At 63.5% G+C, this 26,810-nt stretch carries 23 protein-coding genes and 1 tRNA gene; 4 read left to right on the top strand and 20 right to left on the bottom strand.

The window, feature by feature from the left end:
• From ACFVSI_RS03770 to ACFVSI_RS03745, 6 genes are read right to left on the bottom strand one after another with little or no spacing between them, the layout of a single operon-like run.
• Positions 1-1,845 carry a protein kinase gene (locus tag ACFVSI_RS03770; RefSeq protein ID WP_144660200.1) on the bottom strand — a complete coding sequence of 615 codons (1,845 nt, stop codon included), beginning with the start codon at positions 1,843-1,845 and terminating at the stop codon, positions 1-3.
• Positions 1,842-3,299, bottom strand: a complete 1,458-nt coding sequence (locus ACFVSI_RS03765; protein ID WP_144660197.1) for a penicillin-binding protein 2 — start codon at positions 3,297-3,299, stop codon at positions 1,842-1,844. The genes ACFVSI_RS03770 and ACFVSI_RS03765 overlap by 4 nt, the downstream gene beginning before the upstream one ends.
• Positions 3,296-4,723: an FtsW/RodA/SpoVE family cell cycle protein gene (locus ACFVSI_RS03760; RefSeq protein ID WP_387819937.1), complete on the bottom strand. Its 1,428-nt coding sequence runs from the start codon at positions 4,721-4,723 to the stop codon at positions 3,296-3,298. Before ACFVSI_RS03760 ends, ACFVSI_RS03765 begins: the two co-directional genes overlap by 4 nt.
• A complete protein-coding gene (locus ACFVSI_RS03755) occupies positions 4,720-6,450 on the bottom strand; it encodes a PP2C family protein-serine/threonine phosphatase (RefSeq protein WP_387819936.1) in 1,731 nt (576 codons plus the stop codon). The genes ACFVSI_RS03760 and ACFVSI_RS03755 overlap by 4 nt, the downstream gene beginning before the upstream one ends.
• 3 nt (positions 6,451-6,453) lie before the next feature.
• Positions 6,454-6,942 carry an FHA domain-containing protein gene (locus ACFVSI_RS03750; protein ID WP_363932387.1) on the bottom strand — a complete coding sequence of 163 codons (489 nt, stop codon included), beginning with the start codon at positions 6,940-6,942 and terminating at the stop codon, positions 6,454-6,456.
• A complete protein-coding gene (locus ACFVSI_RS03745) occupies positions 6,939-7,688 on the bottom strand; it encodes an FhaA domain-containing protein (protein ID WP_387819934.1) in 750 nt (249 codons plus the stop codon). Before ACFVSI_RS03745 ends, ACFVSI_RS03750 begins: the two co-directional genes overlap by 4 nt.
• A gap of 374 nt (positions 7,689-8,062) precedes the next feature.
• Between ACFVSI_RS03745 and ACFVSI_RS03740 the strand changes: the two genes are divergently transcribed.
• Positions 8,063-8,145 (top strand) — tRNA-Leu (locus tag ACFVSI_RS03740).
• Between the two features lie 125 nt (positions 8,146-8,270).
• Here ACFVSI_RS03740 and ACFVSI_RS03735 read toward each other — a convergent pair.
• The 13 genes from ACFVSI_RS03735 to ACFVSI_RS03675 all read right to left on the bottom strand — a co-directional run bounded on the left by ACFVSI_RS03735 (position 8,271) and on the right by ACFVSI_RS03675 (position 21,971).
• Positions 8,271-9,470, bottom strand: coding sequence for a PLP-dependent aminotransferase family protein (locus ACFVSI_RS03735; protein ID WP_387819932.1), 1,200 nt, complete (start codon positions 9,468-9,470; stop codon positions 8,271-8,273).
• A complete protein-coding gene (locus tag ACFVSI_RS03730; protein WP_387819930.1) occupies positions 9,467-11,131 on the bottom strand; it encodes an ABC transporter ATP-binding protein in 1,665 nt (554 codons plus the stop codon). The genes ACFVSI_RS03735 and ACFVSI_RS03730 overlap by 4 nt, the downstream gene beginning before the upstream one ends.
• 1 nt (position 11,132) lies before the next feature.
• Positions 11,133-11,987 carry an ABC transporter permease gene (locus ACFVSI_RS03725; protein WP_274258811.1) on the bottom strand — a complete coding sequence of 285 codons (855 nt, stop codon included), beginning with the start codon at positions 11,985-11,987 and terminating at the stop codon, positions 11,133-11,135.
• Positions 11,984-12,937 (bottom strand): ABC transporter permease, encoded by a 954-nt coding sequence (locus tag ACFVSI_RS03720; protein WP_387819928.1) that lies wholly within the window; start codon positions 12,935-12,937, stop codon positions 11,984-11,986. The genes ACFVSI_RS03725 and ACFVSI_RS03720 overlap by 4 nt, the downstream gene beginning before the upstream one ends.
• Complete coding sequence (locus ACFVSI_RS03715) at positions 12,934-14,586, bottom strand: ABC transporter substrate-binding protein (protein ID WP_387819927.1); 1,653 nt, start codon at positions 14,584-14,586, stop codon at positions 12,934-12,936. The genes ACFVSI_RS03720 and ACFVSI_RS03715 overlap by 4 nt, the downstream gene beginning before the upstream one ends.
• 58 nt (positions 14,587-14,644) lie before the next feature.
• Positions 14,645-16,042 (bottom strand): FAD-binding oxidoreductase, encoded by a 1,398-nt coding sequence (locus ACFVSI_RS03710; protein WP_387819925.1) that lies wholly within the window; start codon positions 16,040-16,042, stop codon positions 14,645-14,647.
• Between the two features lie 278 nt (positions 16,043-16,320).
• Positions 16,321-17,019 carry a FadR/GntR family transcriptional regulator gene (locus tag ACFVSI_RS03705; protein WP_387819923.1) on the bottom strand — a complete coding sequence of 233 codons (699 nt, stop codon included), beginning with the start codon at positions 17,017-17,019 and terminating at the stop codon, positions 16,321-16,323.
• 10 nt (positions 17,020-17,029) lie between these two features.
• A complete protein-coding gene (locus ACFVSI_RS03700; protein WP_387819921.1) occupies positions 17,030-18,157 on the bottom strand; it encodes a mandelate racemase/muconate lactonizing enzyme family protein in 1,128 nt (375 codons plus the stop codon).
• Positions 18,158-18,271: 114 nt separating this feature from the next.
• Positions 18,272-19,138, bottom strand: coding sequence for a GyrI-like domain-containing protein (locus ACFVSI_RS03695; protein WP_387819919.1), 867 nt, complete (start codon positions 19,136-19,138; stop codon positions 18,272-18,274).
• A gap of 102 nt (positions 19,139-19,240) precedes the next feature.
• Positions 19,241-20,176, bottom strand: coding sequence for a DMT family transporter (locus ACFVSI_RS03690; protein WP_387819917.1), 936 nt, complete (start codon positions 20,174-20,176; stop codon positions 19,241-19,243).
• Positions 20,169-20,777 (bottom strand): helix-turn-helix domain-containing protein, encoded by a 609-nt coding sequence (locus ACFVSI_RS03685; protein ID WP_387819916.1) that lies wholly within the window; start codon positions 20,775-20,777, stop codon positions 20,169-20,171. Before ACFVSI_RS03685 ends, ACFVSI_RS03690 begins: the two co-directional genes overlap by 8 nt.
• 48 nt (positions 20,778-20,825) lie before the next feature.
• Positions 20,826-21,248 (bottom strand): NAD(+)--rifampin ADP-ribosyltransferase, encoded by a 423-nt coding sequence (gene arr, locus ACFVSI_RS03680; protein ID WP_387819915.1) that lies wholly within the window; start codon positions 21,246-21,248, stop codon positions 20,826-20,828.
• Between the two features lie 18 nt (positions 21,249-21,266).
• Positions 21,267-21,971: a TetR/AcrR family transcriptional regulator gene (locus ACFVSI_RS03675; RefSeq protein ID WP_387819913.1), complete on the bottom strand. Its 705-nt coding sequence runs from the start codon at positions 21,969-21,971 to the stop codon at positions 21,267-21,269.
• A gap of 107 nt (positions 21,972-22,078) precedes the next feature.
• Between ACFVSI_RS03675 and ACFVSI_RS03670 the strand changes: the two genes are divergently transcribed.
• The 3 genes from ACFVSI_RS03670 to ACFVSI_RS03660 all read left to right on the top strand — a co-directional run bounded on the left by ACFVSI_RS03670 (position 22,079) and on the right by ACFVSI_RS03660 (position 25,932).
• Positions 22,079-23,452 carry a flavin monoamine oxidase family protein gene (locus tag ACFVSI_RS03670; protein WP_387819912.1) on the top strand — a complete coding sequence of 458 codons (1,374 nt, stop codon included), beginning with the start codon at positions 22,079-22,081 and terminating at the stop codon, positions 23,450-23,452.
• A gap of 75 nt (positions 23,453-23,527) precedes the next feature.
• Entirely contained in the window at positions 23,528-24,394 is an 867-nt protein-coding gene (locus ACFVSI_RS03665) for a universal stress protein (protein ID WP_387819911.1), read from the top strand.
• Positions 24,395-24,417: 23 nt separating this feature from the next.
• Positions 24,418-25,932, top strand: coding sequence for an APC family permease (locus ACFVSI_RS03660; RefSeq protein ID WP_387819909.1), 1,515 nt, complete (start codon positions 24,418-24,420; stop codon positions 25,930-25,932).
• 34 nt (positions 25,933-25,966) lie between these two features.
• Here ACFVSI_RS03660 and ACFVSI_RS03655 read toward each other — a convergent pair whose 3' ends face one another.
• Positions 25,967-26,521: a hypothetical protein gene (locus ACFVSI_RS03655; protein ID WP_387819907.1), complete on the bottom strand. Its 555-nt coding sequence runs from the start codon at positions 26,519-26,521 to the stop codon at positions 25,967-25,969.
• Between the last annotated feature and the right edge of the window lie 289 nt (positions 26,522-26,810).

Genomic DNA, 26,810 nt, shown 5'->3' with positions numbered 1-26,810 from the left:
TTAGCGGCCTGTTGGGGAAGCAGAGCTTGACGGGTTGGCTTTTGTGGAGCCTGGGTTGGTGGGGATGAGCTCCTTGGACAGATAGTAGGTCACAGTGGAACCGGCCGGTACCTCGGTGCCTGCGGCCGGCGACGAACGAACGAACGTTCCGGGCTGCTGGCTGATGGAACCGTTGACGTCCTCACCCTTGACATACTTCAGGCCCGCGCCCTGCAGGGCTGCCTGCACTTGGCTCTCGGGAACACCCTCGCCAATGGTGGGCACCGCAACCATCTCAGGACCCGCTGAGTAGGTCACTGTAATGGTGGTTCCGGGGTCCACCGGACCGGTGGGATTGAGGCTAAGCACCGTTCCAGGTGCTGACTGATCGAATTTCTCTTGTCCGTCGACGCCGAGACCGAGTGCACGGAGCTTGGCACTGACCGTTTCGAATGGTTGTCCCTGGAATTCCTCCGGGATGATGTTGATCTTCTGCGGGGTCGACTGGGTGGGCGACGGCGCTTCAGAGGTCTGCGTGGGCGTGGGCGACGGAGTGGCCGACGACGACGTGGGGCTGGGCGAGCGGCTGGTGCTGGCCGATGTCGACTGGCTGGGCGAAGGGCTCGGCGAGAAGAATCCGGACTGCGAAATCAGGAAACCAATCAGCGCGAACAACACCAGAAGGATCAGCGCGACAAGCGGCCACGTCCACGGGCTGCGCTTTTTGCGTTCCGGTTCCGGATCGTCGTAGCGCTCGTCATCGCTGTAGATGACTTCTTCATCGTCGTTCAGCTGCCGCTCTGCCTCCAGGGCGTTGGCACGCGTCAGGGGGTTGTCGGCGGAAGCCGCGGCGGCTCCCACAGCAGCTCCGGCTGCGCCGGCGCCCAGCACCGGAAGCGCGGAGGTCGCCGTCGACGATTGCTCCTTGCCGTACGGCGAAGCGACGACGCCGGTGGGTGCCGTTGCGGTGTTGACCGGCGCCGTGATGGGGCCGGTAGCGCCTTCGAACAACAGCATTCCGGGGACGGCGGCGTGTGCCGTGGCGATGTCGCCGTTGCGGATGGCTTCGGCTGCTTCGGCCAGCTTGATGGCGTTGGCCGGCCGGTTCTTGGGGTCCTTGGCCAGCATGGACATCAACAGCGCACGTACGGGAACCGGAAGGGTGTCAGGAAGGGGCGGCGGAGCGTCGTTGACCTGCGCCAGGGCGATGGCAATCTGGGATTCGCCGGAGAACGGACGGTGGCCGGTGAGGCACTCGTAGCCGATCACGCCGAGGGAGTAGATGTCCGAAGATCCCGTGGCCGTCTGGCCCGTGGCCTGCTCCGGCGCCAAGTACTGCGCGGTGCCCATGACCTGGCCGGTCTGGGTCAGCGGTACCTGATCCGCCAGGCGGGCGATGCCAAAGTCAGTAACCTTGACCCGGTTGTCCGGTGTGATCAGCAGGTTGCCGGGCTTGATGTCGCGGTGCACCAGGCCTTGCGCGTGGGCCACGGCAAGGGCGCGGGCGGTCTGGGCGATGATGGAGAGCGTCATGTCCGGGGACAGCACCTGCTCGCGCTCCAGGATCCCGCTGAGAGGGTGCCCGGGCACGAGCTCCATCACGAGGTAGGCGGAGCCGGCTTCCTCGCCGTAATCGAAGACATTGGCAATGCCCACGTGGTTTAGGAGGGCTGTGTGGCGTGCCTCGGCACGGAAGCGCTGCAGGAAGCCGGGGTCGCCCGTGTATTCCTCCTTGAGCACCTTGATGGCCACTATCCGGCCAAGGATCTGGTCCTTGGCCTTCCAGACCTCGCCCATGCCACCAATCGCAATGCGACTGGTCAACTGGAACCTGCCGCCGAGTGTGATTCCCGAAGTAGGCCTCACTTATTCAACACCGCCTCAAAAATCTTCTTCGCGTTCGGACTGGTTAGCTGGGCACCGCTGAGCACGTCCACACCTTCCATGACGATGGTGACGGCTACTTGCGGGTCGTTTGCCGGGGCGAACCCGGTAAACCAAGAGTTGTTCACACCGGAATCGCCGAGTTCGGCCGTGCCGGTCTTGCCGGCCACCTTGATGCCGGGAACGGCCGCGCCCTTGGCGATGCCGTTGTCCACGGCACTGGTCATCCACTCGGTGATCTGGCTGGCAATCGGCTGGGTGGTGCTGGTGCGCAGCGGTTCGGGCTTGGTTTCGCTGATGACACGGAGGTCGGGAGCGCGCACCGTCTGAACCAGGTTCGGTTTCATCTGCACACCGCCGTTGGCGATGGCCGCCGTCATCATGTTGATCTGCAGCGGTGTGGCCTTCACGTCGCGCTGACCCACCGACGACTGGGCGAGCTGGGCCTGGTCCAGGTCCTTGGGGAACACACTCTTGGCTTGCTGCAGCTTGAGCTGGTCGCCGAAGGTCTCGCCGAAGCCGAACTTTTCAGCCTGTTGGCGGATCGCGTCCTGGCCGAGGTCCAGTGCGATGCTGGCGAACGGCGTGTTGCAGGACTGCTCCAAGGCAAAAGCGAACGACGCCGTCTCCCGGACGTTGCAGTTACCGCCGGCATAGTTGGGGAGGCTGGCGTTCGACCCCGGAAGCGGGAGGCTGCTGGGGTTCGGCAGCTCGCTGTCCTTGTTGTACTTGCCAGAGTTCAAGGCAGCCGCAGTGTCAATGAGCTTGAAGACGGAGCCTGGCGAGAGCAGGTTTCCCGTGGGACCGCTGACGTTCTGGTTCAGGTTGATTCCCGGGACCTGGTTCAGCTTTGCCATGTTCGCCTCCGCAGCGGCGGTGTCGTGCGTGGCTATCAGGTTGGGGTCGTACGACGGCTTGGAGACCATGGCCAGGATGGCCCCGGTCTTCGGGTTGGTGACGACGATTGAGCCACGCTGCCCGTCAGGAATGAGGTCATAAGCCAGTTTCTGGATGGCAGGATCCAAGGTCAGCTCAACTGAAGCGCCCTTGGGTTCCTTGCCCAGGAACATCTGGCTGATGCGGTCCAGGAACAGCTGGTCCGAATTCCCCGCCAGCGTCTCGCCCATGGACTGCTCCAGGCCTGTGGATCCAAAGCCCCTGGAGAAGAATCCGGTGACGCCTGCGTAAAGCTCAGGCTGGGGGTACGAGCGCTGGAACGCGCAGGATTCTGTTCCCGGCACGGACTCCGCTACCGGCTTCCCGCCCACGATGATCGCACCGCGCTCGTTGCAGAAGGTTGCCAGGATGGCGCGCTGGTTCCAGGGGTTGGCATTGAGGTCGTCCGCGCCAATGACCTGGACGTAGCTGATGGCGCCGAAAATCAACGCGAACATGGCGACGGCGGCCATCCAGGAGCTGCGAATAGCCTGGTTCATTGATGCTTCACCGCCTCTGTTGGTGCGCTTGGGGTCTGTCCTGTTGCAGCTTTGACTGTTCCCTGGGAACTGGTGGTCGGGGACTTGTTAACCATGGGAGTGGTGTCCACAGGGCCGCGGGCCGTATTGGAAATCATGAGCAGCAGCCCGACGATGATCCAGTTGGCCAACAGGGATGAACCTCCGGCCGCCAGGAACGGCGTGGTCAGGCCGGTCAAGGGAATGAGGCGGGTGACGCCACCGATGACCACGAAGCATTGGAGGGCAATGGCGAACGACAAGCCGCAAGCCAAGAGCTTTCCGAAGGCATCGCGTGTTCCCAGGGCTGCACGGAAACCACGGGTGAAGAGCAGCATGTAGAGCATGACCACAGCGAAGAGGCCGATCAGGCCCAGCTCCTCGCCGATAAGGGCCACGATCATGTCGCTGTTTGCGAACGGCACCAAGTCCGGCCGGCCCTGGCCGAGCCCGGTTCCCACCAGGCCGCCATCTGCCATTCCGAACAGGCCTTGGACAATCTGTCCGCTGCCGCCCGGTGACCTGCCGAAGACCTCGGGTGTGAAGGCGTTGATCCAGCTGTCAATCCTGAAAGCGACGTGGGAGAAGATTTTCGACGCGATGAAACCACCGCCGAGGATCAACGCCAGGCCGATGACCACCCAGGAGATACGGCTGGTGGCCACGTAGATCATCACGATGAAAAGGCCGAAGAACAGGACCGAGGATCCAAGGTCGCGCTGGAAGACCAAAACCCCGATGCTCACCAGCCAAGCGGTGATCATCGGACCGAGATCCTTGAAACGCGGGAACTGCATGGGCCCGATCTTCCGGCCCGCCAGGAGGATGAGGTCCCTGTTGGAGGAAAGATAACCCGCGAAGAATATGGCCAAGGTGATCTTGGCGATTTCGCCCGGCTGGAACGTCATGGGCCCGATGCGGATCCACACGCTTGCGCCCAGCACTTCACCGGCGGAGATGCCCGGTACCAGAGGCAGGACCAGCAGCAAGGCACTGGCTGCCAGCGAAATGTAGGTGAAGCGGCGAAGAACACGGTGGTCCTTGAGGAACCAGATCACGGCAATGGAAACTGCCATGGCAATGAGGGTCCACCGGAGCTGATTGTTGCCGGTATCGTCGCCCGGGCCGTCCATCCGGTGGATCAAGGCGAGGCCCAGGCCGTTGAGGGCAACGACAATCGGAAGTATTACCGGATCGGCATACTTCGCCCGCAGGCGGAGGACCACGTGGAACGCGAAAGCTGCAACAGCGAGCAGGCTCGACTGGAACCAGAAGTCACTGTCGAGTCCCTTCCCGGAATTGAGGCTGACCAGGGCACTGGCGCCGATTCCCACGGCGAGGGCCAGCACGATAAGCAGCAGCTCGACGTTCCGGCGGGGCTTGGGGGCGGTTTCATTCTGGATCATTTTGCCCCCTCACAGGGAGTCGGTACGGGCGAGGGCGTGGAGCTGGCAACGGCGGCGGTGCTTGGAATCGGCACCGTGGCTGTTGGGGTCGGCGTCGTTGATGGCTTGGGAGTAGCCGTGCTGGATGGCGAGGTGCTGGGGCAATTCACCGAAGCACTGCCGTATTGCTTCAGGTTTTCCACAATCAGCTGGGCATCGTGGAGGTCACCGGCCGGGACGGTCTGACGAACGCTTTGCTGGCCGTACTCGGGCAAGGAATCGACCCTGACATCGGTGACTGCTTCAAGCCGGGACAGCTGAATGGGGCCAAGCCTCTGGGAAATACCGTTGAAGATGGCAACGCGCTGGTCGTATTCACCCACGTAATAGCGCGTCTGCGTCCAGGCATAGCCAAGCCACAAGCCAACCACGACGCCAAGGACCACAAACGCGGCGACGGCAGGCATCAGCCAGCGGTTGCGGCGCCGCGGAGGCTCCTCGATCTCGGCGCGGTCCTGCTCGGCCTTGTGCGTCAGGACAGTGGCGGCTCGACGTGCCACCGTGCGTCCGGCAACCGTGGGGATGGACCCGGTTTCCGCTGCCGTGGCCGCGGCGCCCACCAACTCGTGCGGGCGGCTGGCCAGTTCTTCGCGCAGAACTTCCGCTGACAGGTGTTCGCCAAGGTGGGGATCGGTGGTCGCGGGAGGTTCGTCGGATGATTCGGAATCTTCGGACGACCCGTCCGCCTTTTCCGTGCCCTTTGTCTGCTCACCGTCAGTGGGCCGCTCGTCGTCAGCGGAAGACGCTCCTGAGTCCGTCTTCTCGCCGGCTTTCGTCTTTGATGCGGAGGCAGCCCCGGAGGCCTTGTCTGCCGGCGGTTCGTCGGCGGACTTGGTGGCCGTGACAGCGTCCGGTTCATCGACGGCGGCAAGTGCCGCGGCCGGTACGACGTCGACGGCGGCCGTGTTGACGTCGTCGACCGTTTCCTCGGCGATTTCCAGCATGACAACGGTGACGTTGTCCGGGGCGCCGGCCTCGAGCGTCAGGTCGACCAGGATCTCCGCACATTCGCGCAGGTCCTGGGTCTCGCGGACCACGCGCTCCACAACGTGTCCCGCTACGTAATTCAAGCCATCGGAGCACAGCAGCCAGCGTTCACCGGCTTCGACGTCCAAGACGTCAAGATCCAACTCAGGGCTGGCGTCAACGTCTCCGAGAACGCGCATCAGGACGTTCTTGTGCGGATGGGTCTCTGCTTCTTCGGGACGGAGCCGGCCCTCGTCAATGAGTCGCTGAACGAAGGTGTGGTCAATGCTGATCTGCTCGAACTTCTTATTGCGCAGGCGGTACGCGCGCGAATCACCGATGTGGGCGAAGTGTAGTTTGCGGTCCTCAAGGAGCAAAGCCGTGACCGTTGTACCCATGCCGGACAGCTTGGGATTCTGGTGGACCAGCTCGGAGAGGAGGGAGTTGGCGGTTTGGATCTCGTCAGCCAGGACGGTGTCGGCGCCGTCGGGGTAGTCGTCATGATCCAGGTGGATCATGTCCAGGACCGTCGAAGCGGAGGCGACATCGCCGCCGGCATGTCCACCCATGCCGTCGGCAACCACTGCCAGGTGGCGGCCCACATAAGCGGAGTCGTCATTCTTGGAGCGGATCCGGCCGACGTCGGAACGCGCCGCGTAGCGCATGATCAACGGGCGCTCCGCGGGCTGTTCCTTGTCCTTGGGGGTCTCGGGAGAGGCCATGGACTATGGCCTCAATTCAATAACCGTCTTGCCGATTCTCACGGGGACACCGAGCTCTACCGGCAAAGCACGCGTGAGCTGCTGATCGGCGAGGTAGGTGCCGTTGGTTGATCCGAGGTCCTCGATGAACCACCGGCTGCCCTGCGGAAACAAACGGGCATGGCGTCCGGAGGCGTAGTCGTCCTCCAGGACCAACGTGGCCTCCTGTGCGCGGCCGAGCAGGATCGGGCTGGCGGCGAGAGGAACCGTGGTGCCCTTGAGGGGACCCTCGGTGACAACAAGATTGCGGGCGTGCTGGATGGCCGGCGGCGGCGAGGCAGCCAATTCCGGATGTTTGCGGACTTCGCGTGCGGTTGGAACTCCGGTCACTGCCTTGCGTCCGATCTGGAAGTCCCGGCGCATGGTGGACACAATGCTGAAGATCAGAATCCACAGCAGCAGAAGGAACCCAAAGCGAAGCGCTGTAATGGTCAGTTCGCTGACATCGTTCACGCGTGGCCACCCGGGGTCTGGGGGAGGAGGCGGAAAATAATCTTGGTACGTCCCATCGTGATGGTTGAGCCGTCTGTAAGCTCCACGCTGCCGTTTACCTTATGTCCGTTGACGTAGCTGCCATTCGTGGAGCCGAGGTCCACAGCCCATGTACTGCCGTGTTCGGTGCGCACTTCAAGGTGCTTCCGTGAAACACCGGTGTCATCCACCAAAATGTCAGCTTCCGAAGAGCGGCCCAGGACGACGCTGGGGGCGTTGAGCGAATACCGCTGGCCGCTGATGTCCAGGACGGGCTGGAGGCGCGTGGGCTGCCGGACGGGGGCTGCGGGAACGTTGGCCCGCGGGGGCTGCGGGGCAGGAGCCGCATCGCCGGAAGACTTCTCGGTCCGGGAAGCAATTTCGAAATGGCCCGCCCGTTCTTCGTCGCTTCGGCGGAACGAGATCCTGACAGCCCCCTGGAGTGTGTAACCCTGGCTGCGTACGTGCTGGATGACGACGTCGCACAGTTCCTCAGCGAGCGGCGTTCCCCACTCCTGGGCCCGGGCGAAATCCTCATCGCTGAGCAGGACATCGAAAACGTTGGGAGCGAGCGTGCGCCCGGCGGAAATAGTGATGGACTGGTTGTCCAGTTCCCGCCTCAGTTTGCTCGCGATCTCCACCGGCTCAACCCGTGCCCGCGACCCTGTGGAGAAGACGTTGCGGACGGCTTTTTCAATACCGCGCTCGACTTTGTCCAGCAAACCCATGTTCCTTCTCCTTTCCTTGCCGCGGCACGTGCTGTGCCTGGTCCGATACTCCTGCTGTTGGTCCGTCTGTGCACACACCAAAGTGAGTGCCGAACGGCCCTTCCACTTCCCGATACTACTGGGACTGACTGGGAATGACCTTAATCCACAACGCCTTGTGCCCCGGAAAAGTTCGGCCTCGGCCCGCGTTGGCGGGGCTCCCGGGGGGTGAAAAAACCTTGAATTTCCGCGGATTCATAGGTATTTATCCCCTTTGCAAGGCGTGGCACGCGGCTCGATTGGTGTTTTGCTCCGCATGTCCGTTATGCTTGATCTCGCTGCTTTTGAAGGAAGCGAAGCTGGGAAACCAGCCAAGATCCGGAAAAAGAAGTTGCGCGCGAGTGGCGGAACGGCAGACGCGCTGGCTTCAGGTGCCAGTATCCGAAAGGGTGTGGGGGTTCAAATCCCCCCTCGCGCACGCAAACGAAAGCCCCCGATCTACGGATCGGGGGCTTTTTTGTTGCCCGCCCACCCAACTAGGGGACAGCACGCGTCCTAATCAGCCCTCATTAGGGCATGTGCTGTCCCCTAGTTGGGTACGGGCTATGGGAGTTGGCGCTTCAGGGCACGTCCCAGGCGTGCTGCGGCTTCTTCGAGCTTTTCCGCGGATACGTCGCCGTAGGCCAGGCGCAGGTGGCGGTCGGCATCCGTTCCCGGTCCCGAGGGGAAGAATGAGCCGCGCTGGTACTCCACGCCCTCGGCACTCGCGTCCGCTGCCAGTTGGTCCGGATCCACTGAATCGTCGGCCAGTCGCGGCCACAGGAACAGCCCGCCTTCGGGAAGCACGGACTCAAACGCACCTGGTGCTTCCCGGTCCAGCGCTGCCACCAGGGTCTCGGCACGGCTCCGGTACAGGGCACGTGCCTTGTTCAGCGTGGCGTCGAAGATTCCGGGGTCGGAGGTGACGAGCTCGCCGATGATCGCCTGGACCAGCGTCGAGCTGTGGGAGTCCTGGCGGCTGCGGAGCGCCACAAGGTCGCGGGACAGGTGCTCGGGGGTCACGGTCCACCCCAGCCGCAGCCCGGGACCCAGCGTTTTGGTGAACGTATTGATGTGCAGCACGTGGTCGGAGTTGTTGAATTCCTCCACGCTCTCCTGTTCTCCCGAGAAACGCAGCTCACGGTACGGGTTGTCCGCCAGGATCACGAAGCCATAGTGCTCCGCGAGCCGGACCAGCTCTTTACGTGACTCACTGGGCAGGGTGCCCTGCGAGGGATTGTGGAAGTCCGGCACTGTATATAGGGCGGATGGTCGGGCCCCGCCACGCAACAGGTCGCTGAGATGGTCCACGTCAAGCCCGCGCGGGCCGACGAACACCGGCAGGGTCCTGGCGTCGGAGAGCTGCAGCCCACGGAGGAACAACGGGAAGATCGGGTTGTCCACGGCAACCAGGTCCCCGCGCTCCACCACGGCCTGGATGGCGAGTGAAAGTCCATGGAAGCCGCCATTGGTGATCAGGATGCGGTCCACAGGCACCCCTTCACGCTCGGCGATCCATTCGCGCAAGGGCGAGATGCCCTCCGTCCGCGAATACTGCAGGGCGGGAACCCCCGGCCGCGCCAATACACGGGCCGTCGCCTCCGCGATCTCCGTGGTGGGAAGGACGCCAGGGTCCGGGATCCCGCCCAGGAGTTCGATTGCGTCCGCGCGCTTGTCGCGCAGCGTCGCATCACCGAAACCCTTGGGCGCCTTGAAGGCCTCGATCAGGGCAGGCCTGCGGGTGGTGGTCAGGTTCACGGTCATGCTGATGCCTTCGCTAGTTGTTTGTTGTCGGATACTGGCGCGGCCAAGGGGATCGCCTCCAGGAGTGACTGTGTATAGGGGTGCTGCGGCCGCAGGAAGATGTCCTCCACAGGCCCGTCCTCGACGACTCGCCCGCGCCGCAGCACGGAAACTGTGTCCGCCACCTGCCGCACCAGCGCGAGGTCGTGGGAAACGAAGAGATACGTCAGACCCAGTTCGCGCTGCAGCTTGGACAGCAGCTCCAGGATTCCTGCCTGGACGCTTACGTCGAGTGCGGACGTCGGTTCGTCCAGAACGACGACGTCGGGACGCACCACGAGTGCGCGGGCGATAGCTACGCGTTGCCGTTGGCCGCCGGACAGATTCGCGGGCCTGCGTGACGCCACCGATTCGGGGAGACCCACAGCTTCCAGAGCCTCCCGGACACGTTGGGTCCGTTCTGCCTTGGTCCCCACCCCGAACTGGTCCAGGGGTTCCCGGATGATCCTGCTGATCTTCCACGTGGGGTCCAGCGATGTGAACGGGTTTTGGTACACCAGCTGGAGATGGCGCCGGATTTCCCTGACTTCAGCCCGCGACCGTCCCGACGTCGATTCCCCGCCTACCGCGATCTCCCCTCCGTCCGCCTGTTCAAGACCGAGCAGCAGCCGGACTGCCGTTGTCTTGCCCGATCCGGATTCCCCGACCAAGGCGTGGGTGCGTCCGCGTTCCACGGAGAAGGAGACCCCATCAACGGCCAGCACTTCCTTGCCACCGGCGGTGAAGCGCTTTGTCACGGCACGCACGTCGATCTGGGCGGGCCCAACAGATGGTGAGGCGGCCGCGTCCGTCCGGGAGCCGCCGTCGTGCGCCGCATCAGTGGCGAGCCGCTGGTTCCGGTACCTGTCCGGGTGCAAAGCCGGGACGTCCGCTTGGAGATTCCTGGCGTACTCGGTCCTGGGTGCCGCGAAGAGCTCCCGTGAAGCACCGCTTTCCTGGACCGCTCCATCCTTCAAGACCACCAGGGAATCGGCGCGCTCGGCGGCAATCGCGAGATCGTGCGTGATGAGGAGGAGGCTGATGTCCAGCTCGCTCCGGAGCTCGGTCAGCATGTCCAGGATCAGCTTTTGAACGGTGACGTCCAAGGCCGAGGTGGGTTCATCGGCCACGATCAGCGACGGCCGCGGCAGCACGGTCAGGGCAATGAGAACGCGCTGCAGCATGCCGCCGGAGAGCTGGTGTGGAAAGGAATCATAGACCCGCGCGGGATCGGGGAGGCCTACCTGCTCCAGGACCTCGAGGATTCTTCGGCGTCGCACCTCGGGATCGGTCTCGCCGAGCAGAGCGGCTGCCTCATGCGCTTGGGCGCCTATGGTCCGCACCGGATTGAGCGCCGATGCGGGGTCCTGCGGGATGAACCCAAGTTCCCGGCCCCTGTACGGCCGGAACTGCTTCTCCGGCAGGGACAGGAGATCCTTGCCGTTCAACTCCACTGTCCCGGTGGCGGACGAACCGTGGGGAAGCAGGCGGAGGACGGCTTTGGCGATGGTCGACTTGCCCGAACCGGACTCGCCGATCAGCGCGAGACTCTCGCCTTTGGCGAGTGAAAACGACACATCATGGACGATGGCGGCATGGTCGTAAGCGACCGACAAACCTTGCACAGTTAATAGGGAGCTCATGTCACTTCGCCTTTCGCAGCCAGCGGCTGATGCGGTTGACGGACAGGACAGTAATGACGATGACCAACGCCGGCGCGTACACGAGCCAGGGTGCCGTGACGTAGGTCTTGCCGGAGGCCACCAGCAGACCCCAGTCCGAGGCAGGGGGCGGATCGCCGTAGCCGAGGAAAGCCAGGGACGCGATGATCAGGATGGACGTGCCGAACTGGAGCACGGCCAGGACCAGCACAGAGCGGTAGGCGTTGGGCAGGATGTGTCCCAGCAGGGCGTGGAGGCGGTTGCCGCCTTCCAGATACGACGCTTCGACGAACGTGGCGCCGCGCACACGCATCACTTCGGCGCGCATCAGCCTGGCGAAAACCGCGACGGCGGACACACCGGTTGCGATGGCCGCGTTGATGGTCTGGAAACCCAGGGAACTGACGATGACCACAGCCAGGAGGAAGCCCGGAATGGCCAGAAGCACATCGACCAAGCGGCCAAGGATGGAGTCGGTCCAGCCGCCGCGGAATCCTGCTGCGAGGCCGATGATGCTGCCCACCACCAAGCCGATCAGGACGGCCACCAGGGCACTCGTGACCGAGGATGCAGTGCCGTAAACCACGCGTGCGTACTGGTCCCGGCCAAGGTAGTCGGTCCCGAACCAGTGCGCGGCGCTGGGTGCGGCAAGTTTGCTCGCGGTGTCGCCGGTAACCGGACTGTAGTGCGTGAAGATACCCGGTACCAGGGACCACAGGATGACGAGGAGAACCACGGCGAAGGACAGGATCACCGTGACCGGGGGAAGTCCGTCCGTCAGCTTCCTCTGGGTGGGCTCTTGTTCGTTGAGCTGGGGACTGCTGAGCAGGGCGGTCATGCGCTTACCTTCTCCCGGAGTTTGACGCGCGGATCGAGCAGCGGCGATGCGAGGTCCGCCAGGAGGTTGACCGCCACAAACACCACGGCCGAAAGGGACACGACTGCCTGAAGGACCGGCTGGTCCTCGCCCGTCACGGCCTTCTGCACCACGGTGCCGATGCCGTCCCTGCCGAAGATGGTTTCCGTGATGACCGAACCGCCCAGGAGTTCACCCACGATCAAGGCCACCATGGCTACGGACGGCAGGGCTGACGGCTTGACCAAGTGCTTGGCGAAAAGCCTGGCTTCCGTCAGTCCACGGGAACGGGCCACCACCGCGTACTCCTGCCGGGATTCGTGGTCCAGGCTTGCAATCAACACCTCGGCCAGGGGAGCCGAGACGGGAATTGCCAAGGTGATGGCCGCAAAGAATGTAGCCACGGGACTGTTCGGGTCGGTGGTGGTGAACGAATGGAGCCGGAATGCGAAAAACTCGATCAGGATGAGGCCGATCACGAAGTTCGGCACGGACAGGAAGAACGACGGGATGGAGCGGACAATCGCGGCCCAATTCCCGGGAAGGTACTGGGCACCGTAGGCGATGGCCACGGCGAAGACGATCGCGATCACCAGGGCACTCGAGGCCAGTGTGAGGGTGGAAGGCAGGGCATCCCCGACAATCTGGGTCACCGGCAGGTTGGACTGCAGCGAAAACCCGAGCTCACCGGTCAGGAAGCGGCCCAATGACAGGAGGAGCTGGACGATCACCGGTTGATCGAGCCCATAGAAGGCCACGATCCGCTGGATGTCCTCCTCGCTGAGGCCGTGCTGCGGGTCGCGGAGCGTGTTGGTGATCGCATCACCGGGAAGCACGCTGATGACCAGGAACGTCAGGACATAGGCAAGGAGGACAACGATGACCGCCTGACCCACACGCGTGAGGGCAAAACGCTTGTAATCGCCGGTCACTGTGAAATCCAGGCGGTGTAGAAGTTCGCGTAGGCCAGGCCGTTGTACTGGACATCCTTGATCTTCGGGCTGATCAGGTACAGTCGCTGGACCAACTGGTTAAGGGGAACAAAGTAGCCCTGGTCCAGGACGTACTTCTGCAGTTCGTCGGCAACCTTCTCACGGGAGGCCCTGTCCGAAGCGGTGGCGATCGCCGTCGAGAGGTCGTTCAGCTTTTGGTCGCTGGTTCCGACGCTGAACCAGTCCTCGCCCTTGTTCTGGCTGGTCAGGACACCGGCGACCGTTCCGACGTCGACGAAGCTGCGGGAGGTCTGGAACAGCGGCGGCTTGCTGGCCTGGATGGCTGCGTAGCCCGCAACGTCCACCACCTTGAGGTTGACCTTGATGCCTACCTTCTTCAGCTGCTGGGCGATGAGTTCGTCCTCGGCCTTGGTGGAGGGGACGTAGGGGTTGGGCGTGAGCGTGAATTCGAGGGTCTTGCCGTCCTTGGTCCGGTAGCCATCGGAGCCCTTGGCCCAGCCGGCGTCGTCGAGCACCTTGTTGGCCTTCTCGGGATCGAACTTAAAGGAGTCGCTGAAGTCGCCGGCTTCGGGGACGTTTCCCTGGATGAAGGTGGTGGCGGCGTTCCAGTCGTCGGTGTAGACGGTCTTGCGGATCTCTTCGCGGTCGATGCCGTGTTGGATTGCCTGGCGGACGGCGAGCTCGTTGGTGGGGAAGGCCGTGGTGTTCACCTGGAAGCCGTCCACGAATCCGAGGTAGCGGGGTGTGCCAACGGTAAAACCCTGGGCCTTGAGCGATTCGATCTCCTGCGGCTCAACGTTGAAGGCAACGTCTGCCTGGCCGGAAACCACCGTGGAGGTACGGACCGAGGTGTCCTTGATGACCTTGTAGGTGATGGTGTCCAGGCGGGCCGGCCCGGTGTGGCCGAGTGCCGCGGGGCCCCAGTTGTAGTCCTTTCGCTTCTCCAGTACGTAGCTGTCGCCCTGCTTCCAGGACTTGACCACAAACGGACCGCTGCCAATTTCCTGGCTGAGGTCTGCCTGTGCTTCAACCGGCAATGCCAGGGTCTTCGGCGAGAGCAGGATGCAGCCGTGGTAGGCCAGCGTGGCAATAAAACCGAGGGCCGGAGAGGAGAAGCTGACCTTGACCGTTTTGGGATCGGTGGCTTCGGCGGAGGCGAAGTTGGTGGAAGGGAACAGACCGACCTTGCTGATGCCGCGGGCAGAGTCGCCCTTGGCCCAGGCGTTCAGGTTGGCGACGACGGCTGCCGCGTCGAGCGGGGTGCCGTCGGAGAAGGTCACACCTTCCTTCAGGTGCAGGACAAAGTCCTTGGCCCCGTTGAGCTCCTCCCACTTCTCGGCAACCCAGGGGCTGAGCTCGCCCTTCTCATTGACATAGACCAACTTGTCCGTGATCTGGCCCCAGAGGTTTCCCTCGTAGCTGGAGATGGCGGTCTTGCTGGGGACCCAGCCGGTGTCGTAGCCCTGGATCAGGAAGGTGATGTTCCCGCCGTCCACCGGGGTGCCACCGTTCGCGCCGGTGCTGGCAGTTGGCCCGCCGCACGCTGTGATCAAGGCCGACGTAGACAGGGCGCCGAGGCCTGCAAGGAAGGCGCGCCTGCGGAATTCAGGGGTTGCGAAGGTGTTCATGGATTCTCCTGGGATGCGTTGGGTGTGGCCGTTGGGGTGGCCGGGTTTTACTGCTTGGCTAGATGGCCTTGCCGGGATTCAGCAGCTGCTGGGGGTCGATCGCTGCTTTGATGGCGTGCTGGAGTTCGCGGCTGCGCTGGGAAAGTTCCAGGGCGGCCCACTCCTTCTTGATGGAGCCCACGCCGTGTTCACCGGTGACGGTTCCGCCGAGGGAGAGCGCAACTTTCACGAGTTCAGTGGCTGCTTCCTGCAGGGCCGCAGGTGGGTTGGGGCCGTCGTCGGGCGTCTTGTCCAAGGTGATGAGCGGATGAAGGTTCCCGTCGCCGGCGTGCGACACAGCGGAAATATCGACGCCGAAGCGCGCTTCCAGCGCGGGGAAAGCGGCGTAGACCTTGCCGAGTTGGGATTTCGGTACGGCGATGTCCTCGCCGATGTACCACTTGTCCTGCGGGAGGCCTCGGCCGCTGCGCCGCAGTTCCCAAAGCCGCACGCCGTCGTCGTCGGCTTCCACGGTGACCCGACCGCCGGCAGCAGTGAGCGCCGTCGCCAGTGCGGCAGCTTGGTCGCCGATGCCGAAGCCGTCGAGTTCGATCAGGATCAGCGCGCCGCCGCGCTCACGGAGCGCAGTACCGGAGTGGGCGTCGATATTGTGCAGGCTCGGGGTGTCGAAAAACTCGATGGCGGCCGGGCGTACGGGCGAGAGCGTGATGGCTGCGAGGCCTTCCGTTCCCTGGGCCGTGGTGTCGAAGAAGGCGCTGACGGTTTTGCGTGCGACGGGGATGGGGCGGAGCCTCACGGTCGCGCTCACGACGATGCCGAGGATGCCCTCGGAACCGACAAACAGCGAGGTGAGGTCCAGGCCGGTGACGCCCTTGATGGAACGGTGCCCTACGGTGATGAGGCTGCCGTCGGCGAGTACGACGTCGAGGGACAGGATCGATTCACGGGTCACCCCGTACTTGGCGCACCGCAGCCCGCCGGCGTTGGTGGCGATATTTCCGCCGATTGAGGAAATGTCGAAACTTGCGGGATCCGGTGCGTAAAAGAGGCCGTAGGGCTCGAGGTATTTGTTGAGTTCGGCATTGATGATGCCTGGTTCAACAACGGCGACTTCGTCCAGCGGTGAAACTTCGATAATTCGATTGAGCTTTTCCGTGGAGATGACCACCTGATTTACCCTGGCAGTTGCCCCACCCGACAGGCCGCTGCCCGCACCGCGGGGGACTACCGTAACGCCGAGTTCCGCGGCGAGCCTTACTGCCTCCTGGACATCGGCCGCTGACGCAGGAAGAACGACGGCGGGCCCTTCTGTTTGGGCTGCGGGCACAGTTTTGGCGGTGGCGGCGTCGTGGCTGTAACGGATGGTCTGCGTGCCGGGTTCGATGACCTCGATGCTGTTTGGCAGCTGCCCAAGGTAGGCGTGGATGGTTGATGCTTCGGTCTGCTGAGTTGTCATGCCGGGGTGCTTTCTGTCCGGGTGCATGACAAGACAGGAGTCCCTGCAACGAAGCACCCAAAGGCTTTGATGGATATCCCGGTCCATAAAATGACTGGGTCATCAAAAATTACCGGTCCTCGGAATTCGGATGCCAGTTTCGTGAAACTTCAATCAATAGTTCTCAATGGGACGACGTGGGGATTCCCATTCCGTTAAATGGCGTCGCTAAAGGACGAAATGTTTCCTGGCGGGAACACGTAAAACGTCATGTGACAGTTGGGCCTGCCGCCGGGAGGTCAATGGCGCGCGGAACCCGTGAGTCGGCGTCGAGAGTTGCTGAGGTGGAGGCGCATGGCGGCCGCGGCAGCCACGGGATCGCGCTCCGCGATTGCCGCGTAGATGGAGGAGTGCTCGTGGATCACGTGGTCGAAGCGATCGCGGCTTTCCTGGTTCTCCTCAGCGACGAGACGCGGGCGTGGCATGGCAATCATGGTTTGGCCGAGGGCGGTAATGCAGTCCGTATAAAAGGGATTGCCGGAGGCGGCGGCGACGGCGCGGTGGAATTCGAAATCCGCCTTCATGGCATGCGCAGGATGGGCGACGTTTGCGGTGAACTGCTCCAAGGCGCCGTGGACTGCTTTCAGTTGCAGCTCGCTGTGGTTCTTGGCCGCAAGGGCCGCCGCCTCGGTTTCGACGCCGATTCGGAAGTCCAGCATCTGAAGCCGTTCTTCCATGCTGGACACCGGCCGTGTTCCCGGCGCTTGTGTCGGGCCTTCGGCGGGGGGAGTCAACGCGAAGCTGCCCCGTCCGCGTTCGGTTTCCACAAGGCCCTCGGCCTGCAACCTGGTCAGGGCGGAGCGGACGACGGTCCTGCTCACCCCGAACTCGCTGATGAGGGTGTTTTCGCTGGGGAGCTTTTCACCTGGCTGGATGACGCCGTCGACGATGCGGTTGCGGAGGTCGGCGGCGAGATCCGCGGTCAGGTTTCGGCTCATGGGTTCCAGATTACGCGCCGAACTCCACGGATTCGGTGGTCCACGCACGGGCCTGATCGCTCAAGGTGACGCCAAGTCCGGGACGGTCCGGGACGATCATGCGGCCATTCTTGGTTTCCAAACGTTCCTCAAAGAGCGGGTCCAACCAGTCGAAGTGCTCCACCCAAGGTTCACGTGGATAGGCAGCCGCCAGGTGCAGGTGGATTTCCATGGCGAAGTGGGGCGCAAGGCCAAGGCCTCTCTCATCTGCCAGGGCAGCGAGGCGCAGGAACTGGGTGATGCCGCCGACGCGCGGGGCATCAGGCTGGATGATGTCGCAGCTGTTGGCGTTGATGAGGCCCTTGTGTTCGGCGACGGAGGCCAGCATCTCGCCCGTGGCGATGGGGGTGTCCAGGATCTGCGCGAGGTGTGCGTGGCCTTCGAAGTCGTACGCATCCAGTGGTTCTTCGATCCAGATGAGGTTGAACTCTTCCAACTGGCGGCCCATGCGCAGGGCGGTGGCACGGTCCCACTGCTGGTTGGCGTCCACCATAAGCGGCACGTCCCAGCCGATGTGCTCCCGGATCCCGGCCACGCGGCGAAGGTCTTCCTTGGAATCGGGCAGGCCAACCTTGATTTTGATCCCGCCGATGCCCTCCTCGATGGACTGCGTGGCACGTGCTTTGACCTGCTCCAAGGTGGCGTTGAGGAAGCCGCCGGAGGTGTTGTAGGTCTGGACGGAGTCGCGGTAGGAGCCCAGGAGTTTGGCCAAGGGGAGGCCTGCGCGTTTGGCTTTGAGGTCATAGAGGGCGATGTCGACGGCGGCCAGCGCCTGTGTTGCCACGCCTGACCTTCCGACGGAGGCGCCGGCCCACAGGAGCTTGGTGTAGATCTTGCCGATGTCGTTGGGGTCCTCGCCGATGATGCCCTCCGCGACCTCCTTGGCGTGGGCATACTGGGCGGGTCCGCCGGCGCGTTTGGAGTAGCTGAAACCCACGCCGCTGTGGCCCTGTTCGGTGGTGATCTCGGCGAACAGGAAAACGACCTCGGTCATCGGCTTCTGGCGTCCGGTAAAAACTTTGGCGTCGCTGATGGGTACGGCGAGGGGCAATCTCGCGGTGGACAGTTTGACGTGCCGGATGAGGTCGACGGTGCTCACGGGGTCTCCTAAGTTGTTTTACTTAGGATACAAGTTGATTACTTGTCCTACAAGAGGTGATGTTTCCGGAGGAGCCCGCCGGTATGGCCATTGGCCTGTCGGCGGGCTGATCCTTTAGCCGCGTTCCACAGGGAGCCACAGTTCGCAGCTCGCTGTGCTGAAGTCCTCCGCACGGTCGAGGACTGCCACAATCGCTGGGCCTGGACGGAGCCGCCACGGATTGGAGGGGAACCAATCGGTGGCAGTGGAGGCCCATGTGGACTGAAGAACCTCCGGGTAAGCCCCTTCGGCGTGGAACACCGCCCAGGTGCCGGCGGGAACCTCGATCGCGTCGAGCTCCCGGGGCACGGGTGTCGTTTCGGTGACGGCGACCCCATGAAGATAGGTCAGCTCGCTGCCCTCCGTATAGTCCGGGTCTACGTCGGCGCTCACCTGGAGCAGGCCCCCGGGGTCGGTGTTGCTGAATTCTTTGAGTCGGGCGTGCTCTGTTGTTGGCAGTGAGGCGATGTGTGCCTGGATGTGCGGGTTTGGGCCGTTGTGTATAAGCGGGACACGTGCCGAACGACCGATGAGTTTGAATGCCGGCCGGTCTGCGATGCGAGTGTCCATTGTGGTGTTCCCTTCTACGGTCAGGCGGAACCTGAGCTGCGGTTGTGCGCGAAGGGGGCCGCCGTTCCGGCGCACGTCGCTCGGACCGACGCCGTGTACTGACCGGAATGCCCGGCTAAAAGCCTCCGTGGAGCCGTAGCCATACCGCACCGCGATAGCCAGCAGGTCGCCCGTCCCGAGAACGTCCGTTGCAGCCACCGTCATTCGGCGCCTGCGGACGTACTCGGAAAGCGGCATGCCGGCCAGCGATGAGAACATTCGGCGGAGGTGATACTCCGTCATGCCGAGCCTGACCGCCAAGTCATCAATCTTGATCTCCTCGGTGAGGTGACCATCGATGAAATCGACGAGTTGGTTTAGCGCTGAGATCACGGCTCTCCCTTCAACTACAAGCCTGCTCGTCCGGTTCGCCCCGAACCCTACTATCGCGGTCCGATTAGATCGCCGCTCGTCTTGCAGAGCACCCGTCCTCAACTAGCCTCCAACGCGTCCCTCTCCGTTCCTCAAGCCAGCAGGCGCCGCCGGCACATCCGTCGTCACCACCGGCTTGGGCGCACGCTTCCCGTCCTGCTGCGCCGCCGTCCCGGCCACCACTACCAGCGCAACCCCAACAAGCTGCATCAGTGTGGGCGACTGCGCCAGCACCAGCAGGCCGATCAGCACGCCAAAAGCAGGCTCAATGGACAGCAGTGTTCCAAAAGCGGTGTGGGTCATGCGCCGCAAGGCCAGCATTTCCAAACCAAAAGCGATCACCGGAGTAATCAGCGCGATCCCTGCGGCCATCGGCAGAACCCACCACTCAAGCGATCCACCCAGTACCTGCGGCAATCCAAAGGGCAGGGTGGCCAACGCGGCAACCGGAATGGTGAGCGACAAGCCGCTGATGCCCGAGAAGCGATCGCCCACATGCTGCGTCAGCACGTTATACAGACCCCAGCAAACGCCGGCGGCCAGGGCGAATCCCACTCCGACCAGGTCGATGGCGCCATGCCAGGGTTCAGTCAGCAGAACCACGCCGATGAAGGCCAACAGCGGCCATACCAGCGCCTTTCGGCGGTGACTCATGATGCCGGCTACCGTGAGGGGTCCCAGGAATTCGATCGCGACGGCGGTTCCCAGCGGGATACGCTCGACGGCGGCAAGGAAGAACGTGGTCATGAAACCCGTGACCACTCCTAGGGCTATCAACGCCGGAAGATCGCGTCGGCGCAGGGAGCGGATGGCCGGCCGACTGACCATCCACAGAAACACGACTCCAAAGCACATGCGCATCCACGCTGTACCTGCCGGTCCGATCTGGCCGATCACGCTAACCGACAGGGCGTTGGAAAGTTGAACCGCCATCATGGCGGCAACAGCCATGGACCAAGGCGGAAGTCCACCAATTGCTCCGGGCAGGCGGTTACGCATTGGGAGCCTCCGTCCGGTGTCCCGCTCCGACCCCGGGTTCAAAGACCGCCGCCAGAGTGAAGCGGGATGGAGATATGCCGGGGTTGGCATATGAATGGGGGACATCGCTCCGGAAAGTGAGGGCGTCGCCGACGCTGAGCTCGTAGCTCTCTGTCTCGATCTCTATGGTGAGGGCACCTTCCTGCACCTGCAGCAGTTCGCGGGTGCCGGCTGAGTGCGCCTCACTCTCGTGAAGCTCGCCGGGCGCCAGCGTCCAGTCCCACAGCTCGACGACGTCGGGAGACTCAGTGCCCGCGACCAGCACGCCGCGGCCACCTGAGGGGCCGGTCCAGAGCAGCGCGCCTTCACCTGAACGGGTGATCCGCGCTGCCCGGGGTGCCGGCGGCTCGACAAGCGCAGGCAAGCCCACTCCCAGGGCGTCACTGATCCGAAGGAGGGTTCCGATGCTCGGATTCACGGCGCCTTGCTCTACGTTGACCAACATCCTGCGGCTCACGCCAGCGAGTTCGGCCAACTTGTCGAGTGTCCAGTCACGGCCCTTGCGTTCTTGCTTGACGCGCTCTCCAATGGCGCGCGCCAGGCTCTCTGCACTGTCTCCCATGTAGTGCAGCATACTGCACTTTCTTGGCAATGAAGTGCCGAGGCGGCTTTAGTTGATGATTTCTGCCCGCTCATCAGCCCGGATAGCGGCAAGCCGCTCCCGCCACATCTCCAGTGCTTCGGGGGTAAGTCGCGTCCAGTCGGTAACTTCCTCAACGACCCTGAGCGGAAAAGTACTGCGGTAGGAGCGCGTGGGATTTCCGGGGAACTTCTTGTCCGTCACGTTGGGGTCGTTCTCGTAGGGACCAGTGGGTTCCACGAGATAGACGTGCGGCTCACCGACGCCGGACGCCAGTTCGACGGCGAGCTCCGCCGCCAGTCCGGCCCCGTCGCGCAGGGCAGTGAAATAGATATGGTTCATGACGACGTCGGGCTTGTAGTTCGAGCGATAGCCCGGGGAGAGAATGTCGCCCGCCCGGACTTTAGCTTTCGTGCCGTGATAAAAGGGTCCCTTATCCAGCGGTTCAGTCATGGACCCAGCCTAGGCAACTTACGCCCGCATCGCTCCAAAACCTGCGATCAACGCTTCCAGGCCAAGGCTGAAGGCCGCGTCCGTCGGGCGCTCGTGGCCAGCCAAAGACAGTCGGTCCACGGCGGAGGTGAAGTTCGGGACATCCTCGGCGAGGTCGCCGGCGTCGAAAATGTCCTCAGGAGCGGTGACGTCGTAAGCGGCGCCGAACACGAAGGCTTCCAGTGCCACAATCGCTGAAATGATGCGGTCCTCGGGGAATCCGGCGTCGCGGAAGCCGGCGGTCACGGCCTCGTACATGGCGAGGGTCTTGGGGGCATTGGCTACCGGCAGCACGGCGATGATGGGGATCAGGGGAGTGTGCTCGGAGAAGACATCGCGGTAGGACCATGCCCAGCGCCGTACGGCCACGTCCCACGGCTCCACCCCAAATGCCGACACGTCCACCATCGCGGCCAGGTGGTCTTCAAGCAGCACCAGCACGTCGTCCTTGGAGGAGACGTGGTTGTACAGGGCGGACGGGGCAACCCCCAGGGAGCGGGCCAGCGCTGCCATGGTGAGTCCGTCGTAACCCTTGCTGCTGATCAAGGTGAGAGCCGCCGTCGTAATGCCGTCCTGGTCCAGGACCGCCGCTGTTGGTCGGCCGGCGCGCCGCCGGGACGTCGCGGAGGGGGCTGGGGTTGGTGCGGGCATCGGGAGCCTTTCTGCTGCCTGTGTCCCCAGCATTATTCCACCGGGTCTTCCCTGTCGCTCACTCAGCGGCTACTATGGATATAAATGAATGCCATTCATTTATTGGTCAGCCACCAACGGACGGCCACGGAGAGGACATCATGCAGAATCTTGATCGCGACGTTGTGATCGTCGGTGCCGGACCGTCAGGGTTGACGGCGGCACGCGAATTGAAGAAGGCCGGACTCAGCGTCGCAGTGCTCGAAGCACGCGACCGCGTGGGCGGCCGCACCTGGACCGACACCATCGACGGCGCCATGCTGGAGATCGGCGGCCAGTGGGTTTCCCCCGACCAGACGGCCCTCATGGACCTGCTTGACGAGCTCGGTCTCAAAATGTACTCGCGCTACCGCGATGGCGAATCCGTCTACATCGGCGCAGACGGCAAGGCCACCCGCTACACCGGCGACACGTTCCCGGTCAACGAGACCACCAAGGCCGAAATGGACAAGCTCGTCGCCATCCTGGATGAGCTCGCCGCGGAGATCGGTCCCACCGAACCCTGGGCACACCCCAAGGCCCGCGAGCTGGATACCATCTCCTTCCACCACTGGCTCCGCCAGAACTCGAACGACGAGGAAGCCTGCAACAACATCGGCCTGTTCATCGCCGGTGGCATGCTCACCAAGCCCGCCCACGCCTTCTCGGCCCTGCAGGCCATCCTCATGGCCGCTTCTGCCGGCTCCTTCACGCACCTGACGGATGAGGACTTCATCCTGGACAAGCGCGTGATCGGCGGCATGCAGCAGGTTTCGCTGCTGCAGGCAGCAGAACTGGGTTCCGACGTCGTCCTCAACAGCCCGGTACGCAGCATCAACTGGGAAGACAACAACGTCACTGTCGTCTCCGACGGCGCGACGGTCAACGCCCGCTACGTGATCATGGCCGTCCCGCCGAACCTGTACTCCCGCGTCTCCTTCAACCCGCCGCTGCCGCGCCGCCAGCACCAGATGCACCAGCACCAGTCCTTGGGCCTGGTCATCAAGGTTCACGCGGTTTATGAGACGCCGTTCTGGCGCGAAGACGGATTGTCCGGCACGGGTTTCGGCGCCGGTGCGCTGGTCCAGGAGGTCTACGACAACACCAACCACGGCGACACCCGCGGCACCCTGGTGGGCTTCGTATCCGACGAAAAGGCCGACGCCGTGTTCGAGCTCAGCGCCGAGGATCGCAAGCAGGCAATCCTCGAATCCATCGCCGGCTTCCTCGGCGAGAAGGCCCTGACTCCCGAGGTCTACTACGAGTCCGACTGGGGCTCCGAGGAATGGACCCGTGGCGCCTACGCCTCCAGCTATGACCTCGGCGGTCTGCACCGCTACGGCAAGGACCAGCACGCCAACGTCGGCCCGATCTACTGGTCCTCATCAGACCTCGCCGCTGAGGGCTACCAGCACGTCGATGGCGCCGTCCGCATGGGCCAGGCGACCGCCGCACGCATCGTGGAAGCCAACAAGCTGGCTTCGGTAGCGGTCTAAGCCACAAAACCAGTCACCGGCAGTCCGGGGGAAGTGCCGTCCCCGGACTGCCGGCAGCACTGTTTAAGGAGAATCATGCGATACGTCGTCGGCTACACCGCCAACGCCAGGGGTCGCGACGCCGTCCACCTCGCCATTGCTATGGCCCGCGGCCAGGACGCCAGCCTGGACTTGGTCCTGGTGGTCCCGGAGGACTCGCCGTACAACGCCGTGTACCCACCCGAGCCCGGCTACGACTCGATCCTCAACGAGCAAGCCCGGAAATGGCTCGGCGACGGCCTCGCCCTGGTTCCGGCAGACGTCACCGCCCGTGCTCACATCCGCCGCGGGGACTCCGAAGCGCAGGCACTCATTGACGCCGCGGTTGAGTTCGACGCGGCCGCGCTGGTCATTGGTGCCACCAACAACGGCCTGTTCAAGCGGTTCACCATCGGTTCAGTGGCCAGTTCCCTGCTGCACTCCTCTCCGGTTCCGGTCGCCTTGGCACCCCACGGATACCACCGGACGGAAGGCATCACCCGGCTCAGCTGCGGGTTCGGCGCCCGGCCCGGTGCGGATGAACTGCTCGACGTCGCCGTTGAGTCAGCGCGCGACCGCCACCTTCCGCTGCGGCTCGTCTCCCTGTTGGCGCTCGACGGCGGTAACTCGCCCGGGCTCGCCGACGCCGCCTGGGTGCATGCCGCCGACCGTCTTGCCGCCGTCGGGGGTTCCGGCTTGGGTGACGCAGGCACCGAACCCGAAATCGTCGTCGCGCAAGGCCGCACCATCGAGGAGGCCGTGGACCGACTCGACTGGGAAGACGGCGAAATCCTCCTCATCGGCTCCAGCCGCTTGGCGCAGCACCGCGCCACCTTCCTGGGCACCACCGCGAACCGGATCCTGCGTGCCCTGCCAGTTCCCATGATCGTGGTTCCCCGCGACTACACGCGACAGCGCTCCTAGCCGTCGCCTGAGAGGCAATACCCATGTCAACTGCACCAAAGACGGTCCAGTCGAAAGATTCGGCCCTGAGTGAGAAGGGCCTGAAAGCCGGATCGGTGGGCCTCATCGGCGCCGTCGTGATCGGCGTTTCCTGCATCGCGCCGGCCTACACGCTGACCGCCGCCCTTGGCCCCACCGTTTCCGAGGTGGGTGTCCACCTTCCCGCGATCTTCCTGGTGGGCTTCATCCCGATGCTGCTGGTGGCGCTCGGCTACCGCGAACTGAACAACGCCATGCCCGACGCCGGAACCTCCTTTACGTGGGCAACGCGCGCCTTTGGTCCGTGGATCGGTTGGATGGGTGGGTGGGGGCTCATCGCGGCGACGATCATTGTGTTGTCCAACCTGGCCGCGGTTGCCGTGGACTTCTTCTATCTGATGCTCGGGCAGGTGTTCAGCGATCCGTCGCTTGCCGAGCTGAGCAAGATCCTGCCCCTGAACATCGCCACAACACTGGTGTTCATTGCGGTGGCTTGCTGGATTTCGTACCGCGGCATGGAGACCACCAAGGGCGTGCAGTACGTGCTGGTGGCATTCCAGTTGCTGGTGCTTGGGTGGTTCGCTGTTTCCGCGTTTTCGCACGTAGCCAACGGCACGGCCTTCGACGCCACCGCCATCTCACCCGACTGGTTCAACCCCTTTGCGGTGGACTCCTTCACGACCTTCACCGCCGGCGTGTCCCTCTCGATCTTCATTTACTGGGGCTGGGACGTGACGCTGACCATGAACGAGGAAACCCGCAATCCCGAGAAGACGCCCGGCCGTGCAGCAACCGTGACCGTGCTGGTGATCGTGATCATTTACATGACCGTTGCGCTGGCAACCTTGTCCTTCGCCGGCGTAGGGGACACGGGCCTGGGTACGGGAAACCCGGAGAACCAGTCGAGCATCTTCGCCGTGCTGGCGGGTCCTGTGATGGGTCCGTTCGCGATTCTCATGTCCCTGGCGATTCTGAGCAGTTCTGCGGCGTCCCTGCAGTCGACGTTCGTTTCGCCTGCCCGGACCTTGCTGGCGATGGGTCACTACCGCGCTATCTCACCGAAGTTCGGTCGCATCAGCCCCACGTTTAAGTCACCCAGCACCGCCACAATCGCCGCCGCCATTGCCGCCGCGGGCTTCTATGTGATCACCCGGACGGTTTCCGAGAACGCCCTCTGGGACACCATCACCGCCCTGGGCATGATGATCTGCTTCTACTACGGCATCACCGCGTTGGCCTGTGTTTGGTACTTCCGGGCTTCGGCGTTCAGCGGTCTCCGCTCCTTCTTCTTCAAGTTCCTGGCCCCCCTGCTGGGCGGCGTGATCCTGCTGGTCATGTTCGTCAAGACGGCTGTTGATTCCCTGGATCCGGCCTATGGTTCGGGGTCATCGGTGGGCGGCATCGGCTTGGTTTTCATCCTGGGAATGGGCGTGATCGTGCTCGGCGTGGTCGTGATGCTGGTGATGTACCGGGTGCGGCCCGAGTTCTTCAGGAACTTCTCCCGCCGAGTTGGCAATTAATGACAATGTCGCGGGGCGGGATTGTCATTAAGTGTCATGTCGCGGCAGCTGTGGGGACGCCCGCTGCACGCTCCGCTTCGGTTAACGCTTGGGCGAGGCGTTCGACGGCGGCCCTGTAGTCGGTCCCGGCGGTCACCTTGCAGTACTCGGCCTCCCGCATGGCCCGCGTCAGTGCGGCCGTTTCCTGTGTCCGCACGTCCGTCATGGCCGGAAAATCGATGGTCTGCGCGGGGTCCAGTTCGTAGCGCTGCCATTGGGCCAGGATGCTTTGGTGACGCGCGGCGTCGTCGGCAAAACCAGTGCGACGCCGGGGCTCGGCAGCGTGCACGCGCTCGACTTTCCGGGCGGCCGCCAAGGTTCCTGCCGCCGTCGTTCCTGCCAGGGCGACCATCAGCAATCCGGCGGGTGGCCACTGCACACTGGGAAGCAGGATGGCGGGTGCAATCACCGTTAATCCTGCGAACAGATCCCAGAAGACCGTGTCCGGCTCAGGCCCGCGACCGTAGGTGAGTTTTCTGTGCAGGACAAACGTTGTTGCCGCGGTTGCGAGAACCAAGGCAACGCCCCACAGGAGCATCATGGCGGGCATCGGACCACCTCCAGGCGAATTCGCTGCTTTGAATTCAGTATGCGCCGGGGGATGCGTGGACGCGAGGGTGGTTTGTGTCCCCGGCAAATCAGGTAGTGAACTCTCGGTTGACTCGATGTCAGCAGGCAAGAGACTGCTGCATCGTTAAAAACAAAAGACCCGACGGCAATCGGATCCTTGTTCAGCGCGATGCGCTCTTTGGTGCGATTTCAAGGACATACCCTTGACACTCACACTTCAAGAGTATGCCCCTCCGCGGACGGCGACAACGTCGTGGACGCGAGGGGTC

Source organism: Paenarthrobacter sp. NPDC057981, assembly GCF_042886835.1.
In the GTDB taxonomy this organism is placed as follows: Bacteria; Actinomycetota; Actinomycetes; order Actinomycetales; family Micrococcaceae; genus Arthrobacter.
Note: the sequence above shows the minus strand (reverse complement) of the source record. Positions and strands in the feature narration are given on the sequence as shown.

What these genes read in the sequence shown, in the direction of transcription:
- ACFVSI_RS03745 (WP_387819934.1), bottom strand. Translation starts at nt 7,688, where the DNA reads ATGGGTTTGCTGGACAAAGTCGAGCGCGGTATTGAAAAAGCCGTCCGC.
- ACFVSI_RS03685 (WP_387819916.1), bottom strand. Translation starts at nt 20,777, where the DNA reads ATGGGAGACAGTGCAGAGAGCCTGGCGCGCGCCATTGGAGAGCGCGTC.
- ACFVSI_RS03690 (WP_387819917.1), bottom strand. Translation starts at nt 20,176, where the DNA reads ATGCGTAACCGCCTGCCCGGAGCAATTGGTGGACTTCCGCCTTGGTCC.
- ACFVSI_RS03715 (WP_387819927.1), bottom strand. Translation starts at nt 14,586, where the DNA reads ATGAACACCTTCGCAACCCCTGAATTCCGCAGGCGCGCCTTCCTTGCA.
- arr (WP_387819915.1), bottom strand. Translation starts at nt 21,248, where the DNA reads ATGACTGAACCGCTGGATAAGGGACCCTTTTATCACGGCACGAAAGCT.
- ACFVSI_RS03755 (WP_387819936.1), bottom strand. Translation starts at nt 6,450, where the DNA reads ATGGCCTCTCCCGAGACCCCCAAGGACAAGGAACAGCCCGCGGAGCGC.
- ACFVSI_RS03665 (WP_387819911.1), top strand. Translation starts at nt 23,528, where the DNA reads ATGCGATACGTCGTCGGCTACACCGCCAACGCCAGGGGTCGCGACGCC.
- ACFVSI_RS03730 (WP_387819930.1), bottom strand. Translation starts at nt 11,131, where the DNA reads ATGAGCTCCCTATTAACTGTGCAAGGTTTGTCGGTCGCTTACGACCAT.
- ACFVSI_RS03670 (WP_387819912.1), top strand. Translation starts at nt 22,079, where the DNA reads ATGCAGAATCTTGATCGCGACGTTGTGATCGTCGGTGCCGGACCGTCA.
- ACFVSI_RS03660 (WP_387819909.1), top strand. Translation starts at nt 24,418, where the DNA reads ATGTCAACTGCACCAAAGACGGTCCAGTCGAAAGATTCGGCCCTGAGT.
- ACFVSI_RS03725 (WP_274258811.1), bottom strand. Translation starts at nt 11,987, where the DNA reads ATGACCGCCCTGCTCAGCAGTCCCCAGCTCAACGAACAAGAGCCCACC.
- ACFVSI_RS03735 (WP_387819932.1), bottom strand. Translation starts at nt 9,470, where the DNA reads ATGACCGTGAACCTGACCACCACCCGCAGGCCTGCCCTGATCGAGGCC.
- ACFVSI_RS03675 (WP_387819913.1), bottom strand. Translation starts at nt 21,971, where the DNA reads ATGCTGGGGACACAGGCAGCAGAAAGGCTCCCGATGCCCGCACCAACC.
- ACFVSI_RS03655 (WP_387819907.1), bottom strand. Translation starts at nt 26,521, where the DNA reads ATGCCCGCCATGATGCTCCTGTGGGGCGTTGCCTTGGTTCTCGCAACC.
- ACFVSI_RS03765 (WP_144660197.1), bottom strand. Translation starts at nt 3,299, where the DNA reads ATGAACCAGGCTATTCGCAGCTCCTGGATGGCCGCCGTCGCCATGTTC.
- ACFVSI_RS03760 (WP_387819937.1), bottom strand. Translation starts at nt 4,723, where the DNA reads ATGATCCAGAATGAAACCGCCCCCAAGCCCCGCCGGAACGTCGAGCTG.
- ACFVSI_RS03705 (WP_387819923.1), bottom strand. Translation starts at nt 17,019, where the DNA reads ATGAGCCGAAACCTGACCGCGGATCTCGCCGCCGACCTCCGCAACCGC.
- ACFVSI_RS03710 (WP_387819925.1), bottom strand. Translation starts at nt 16,042, where the DNA reads ATGACAACTCAGCAGACCGAAGCATCAACCATCCACGCCTACCTTGGG.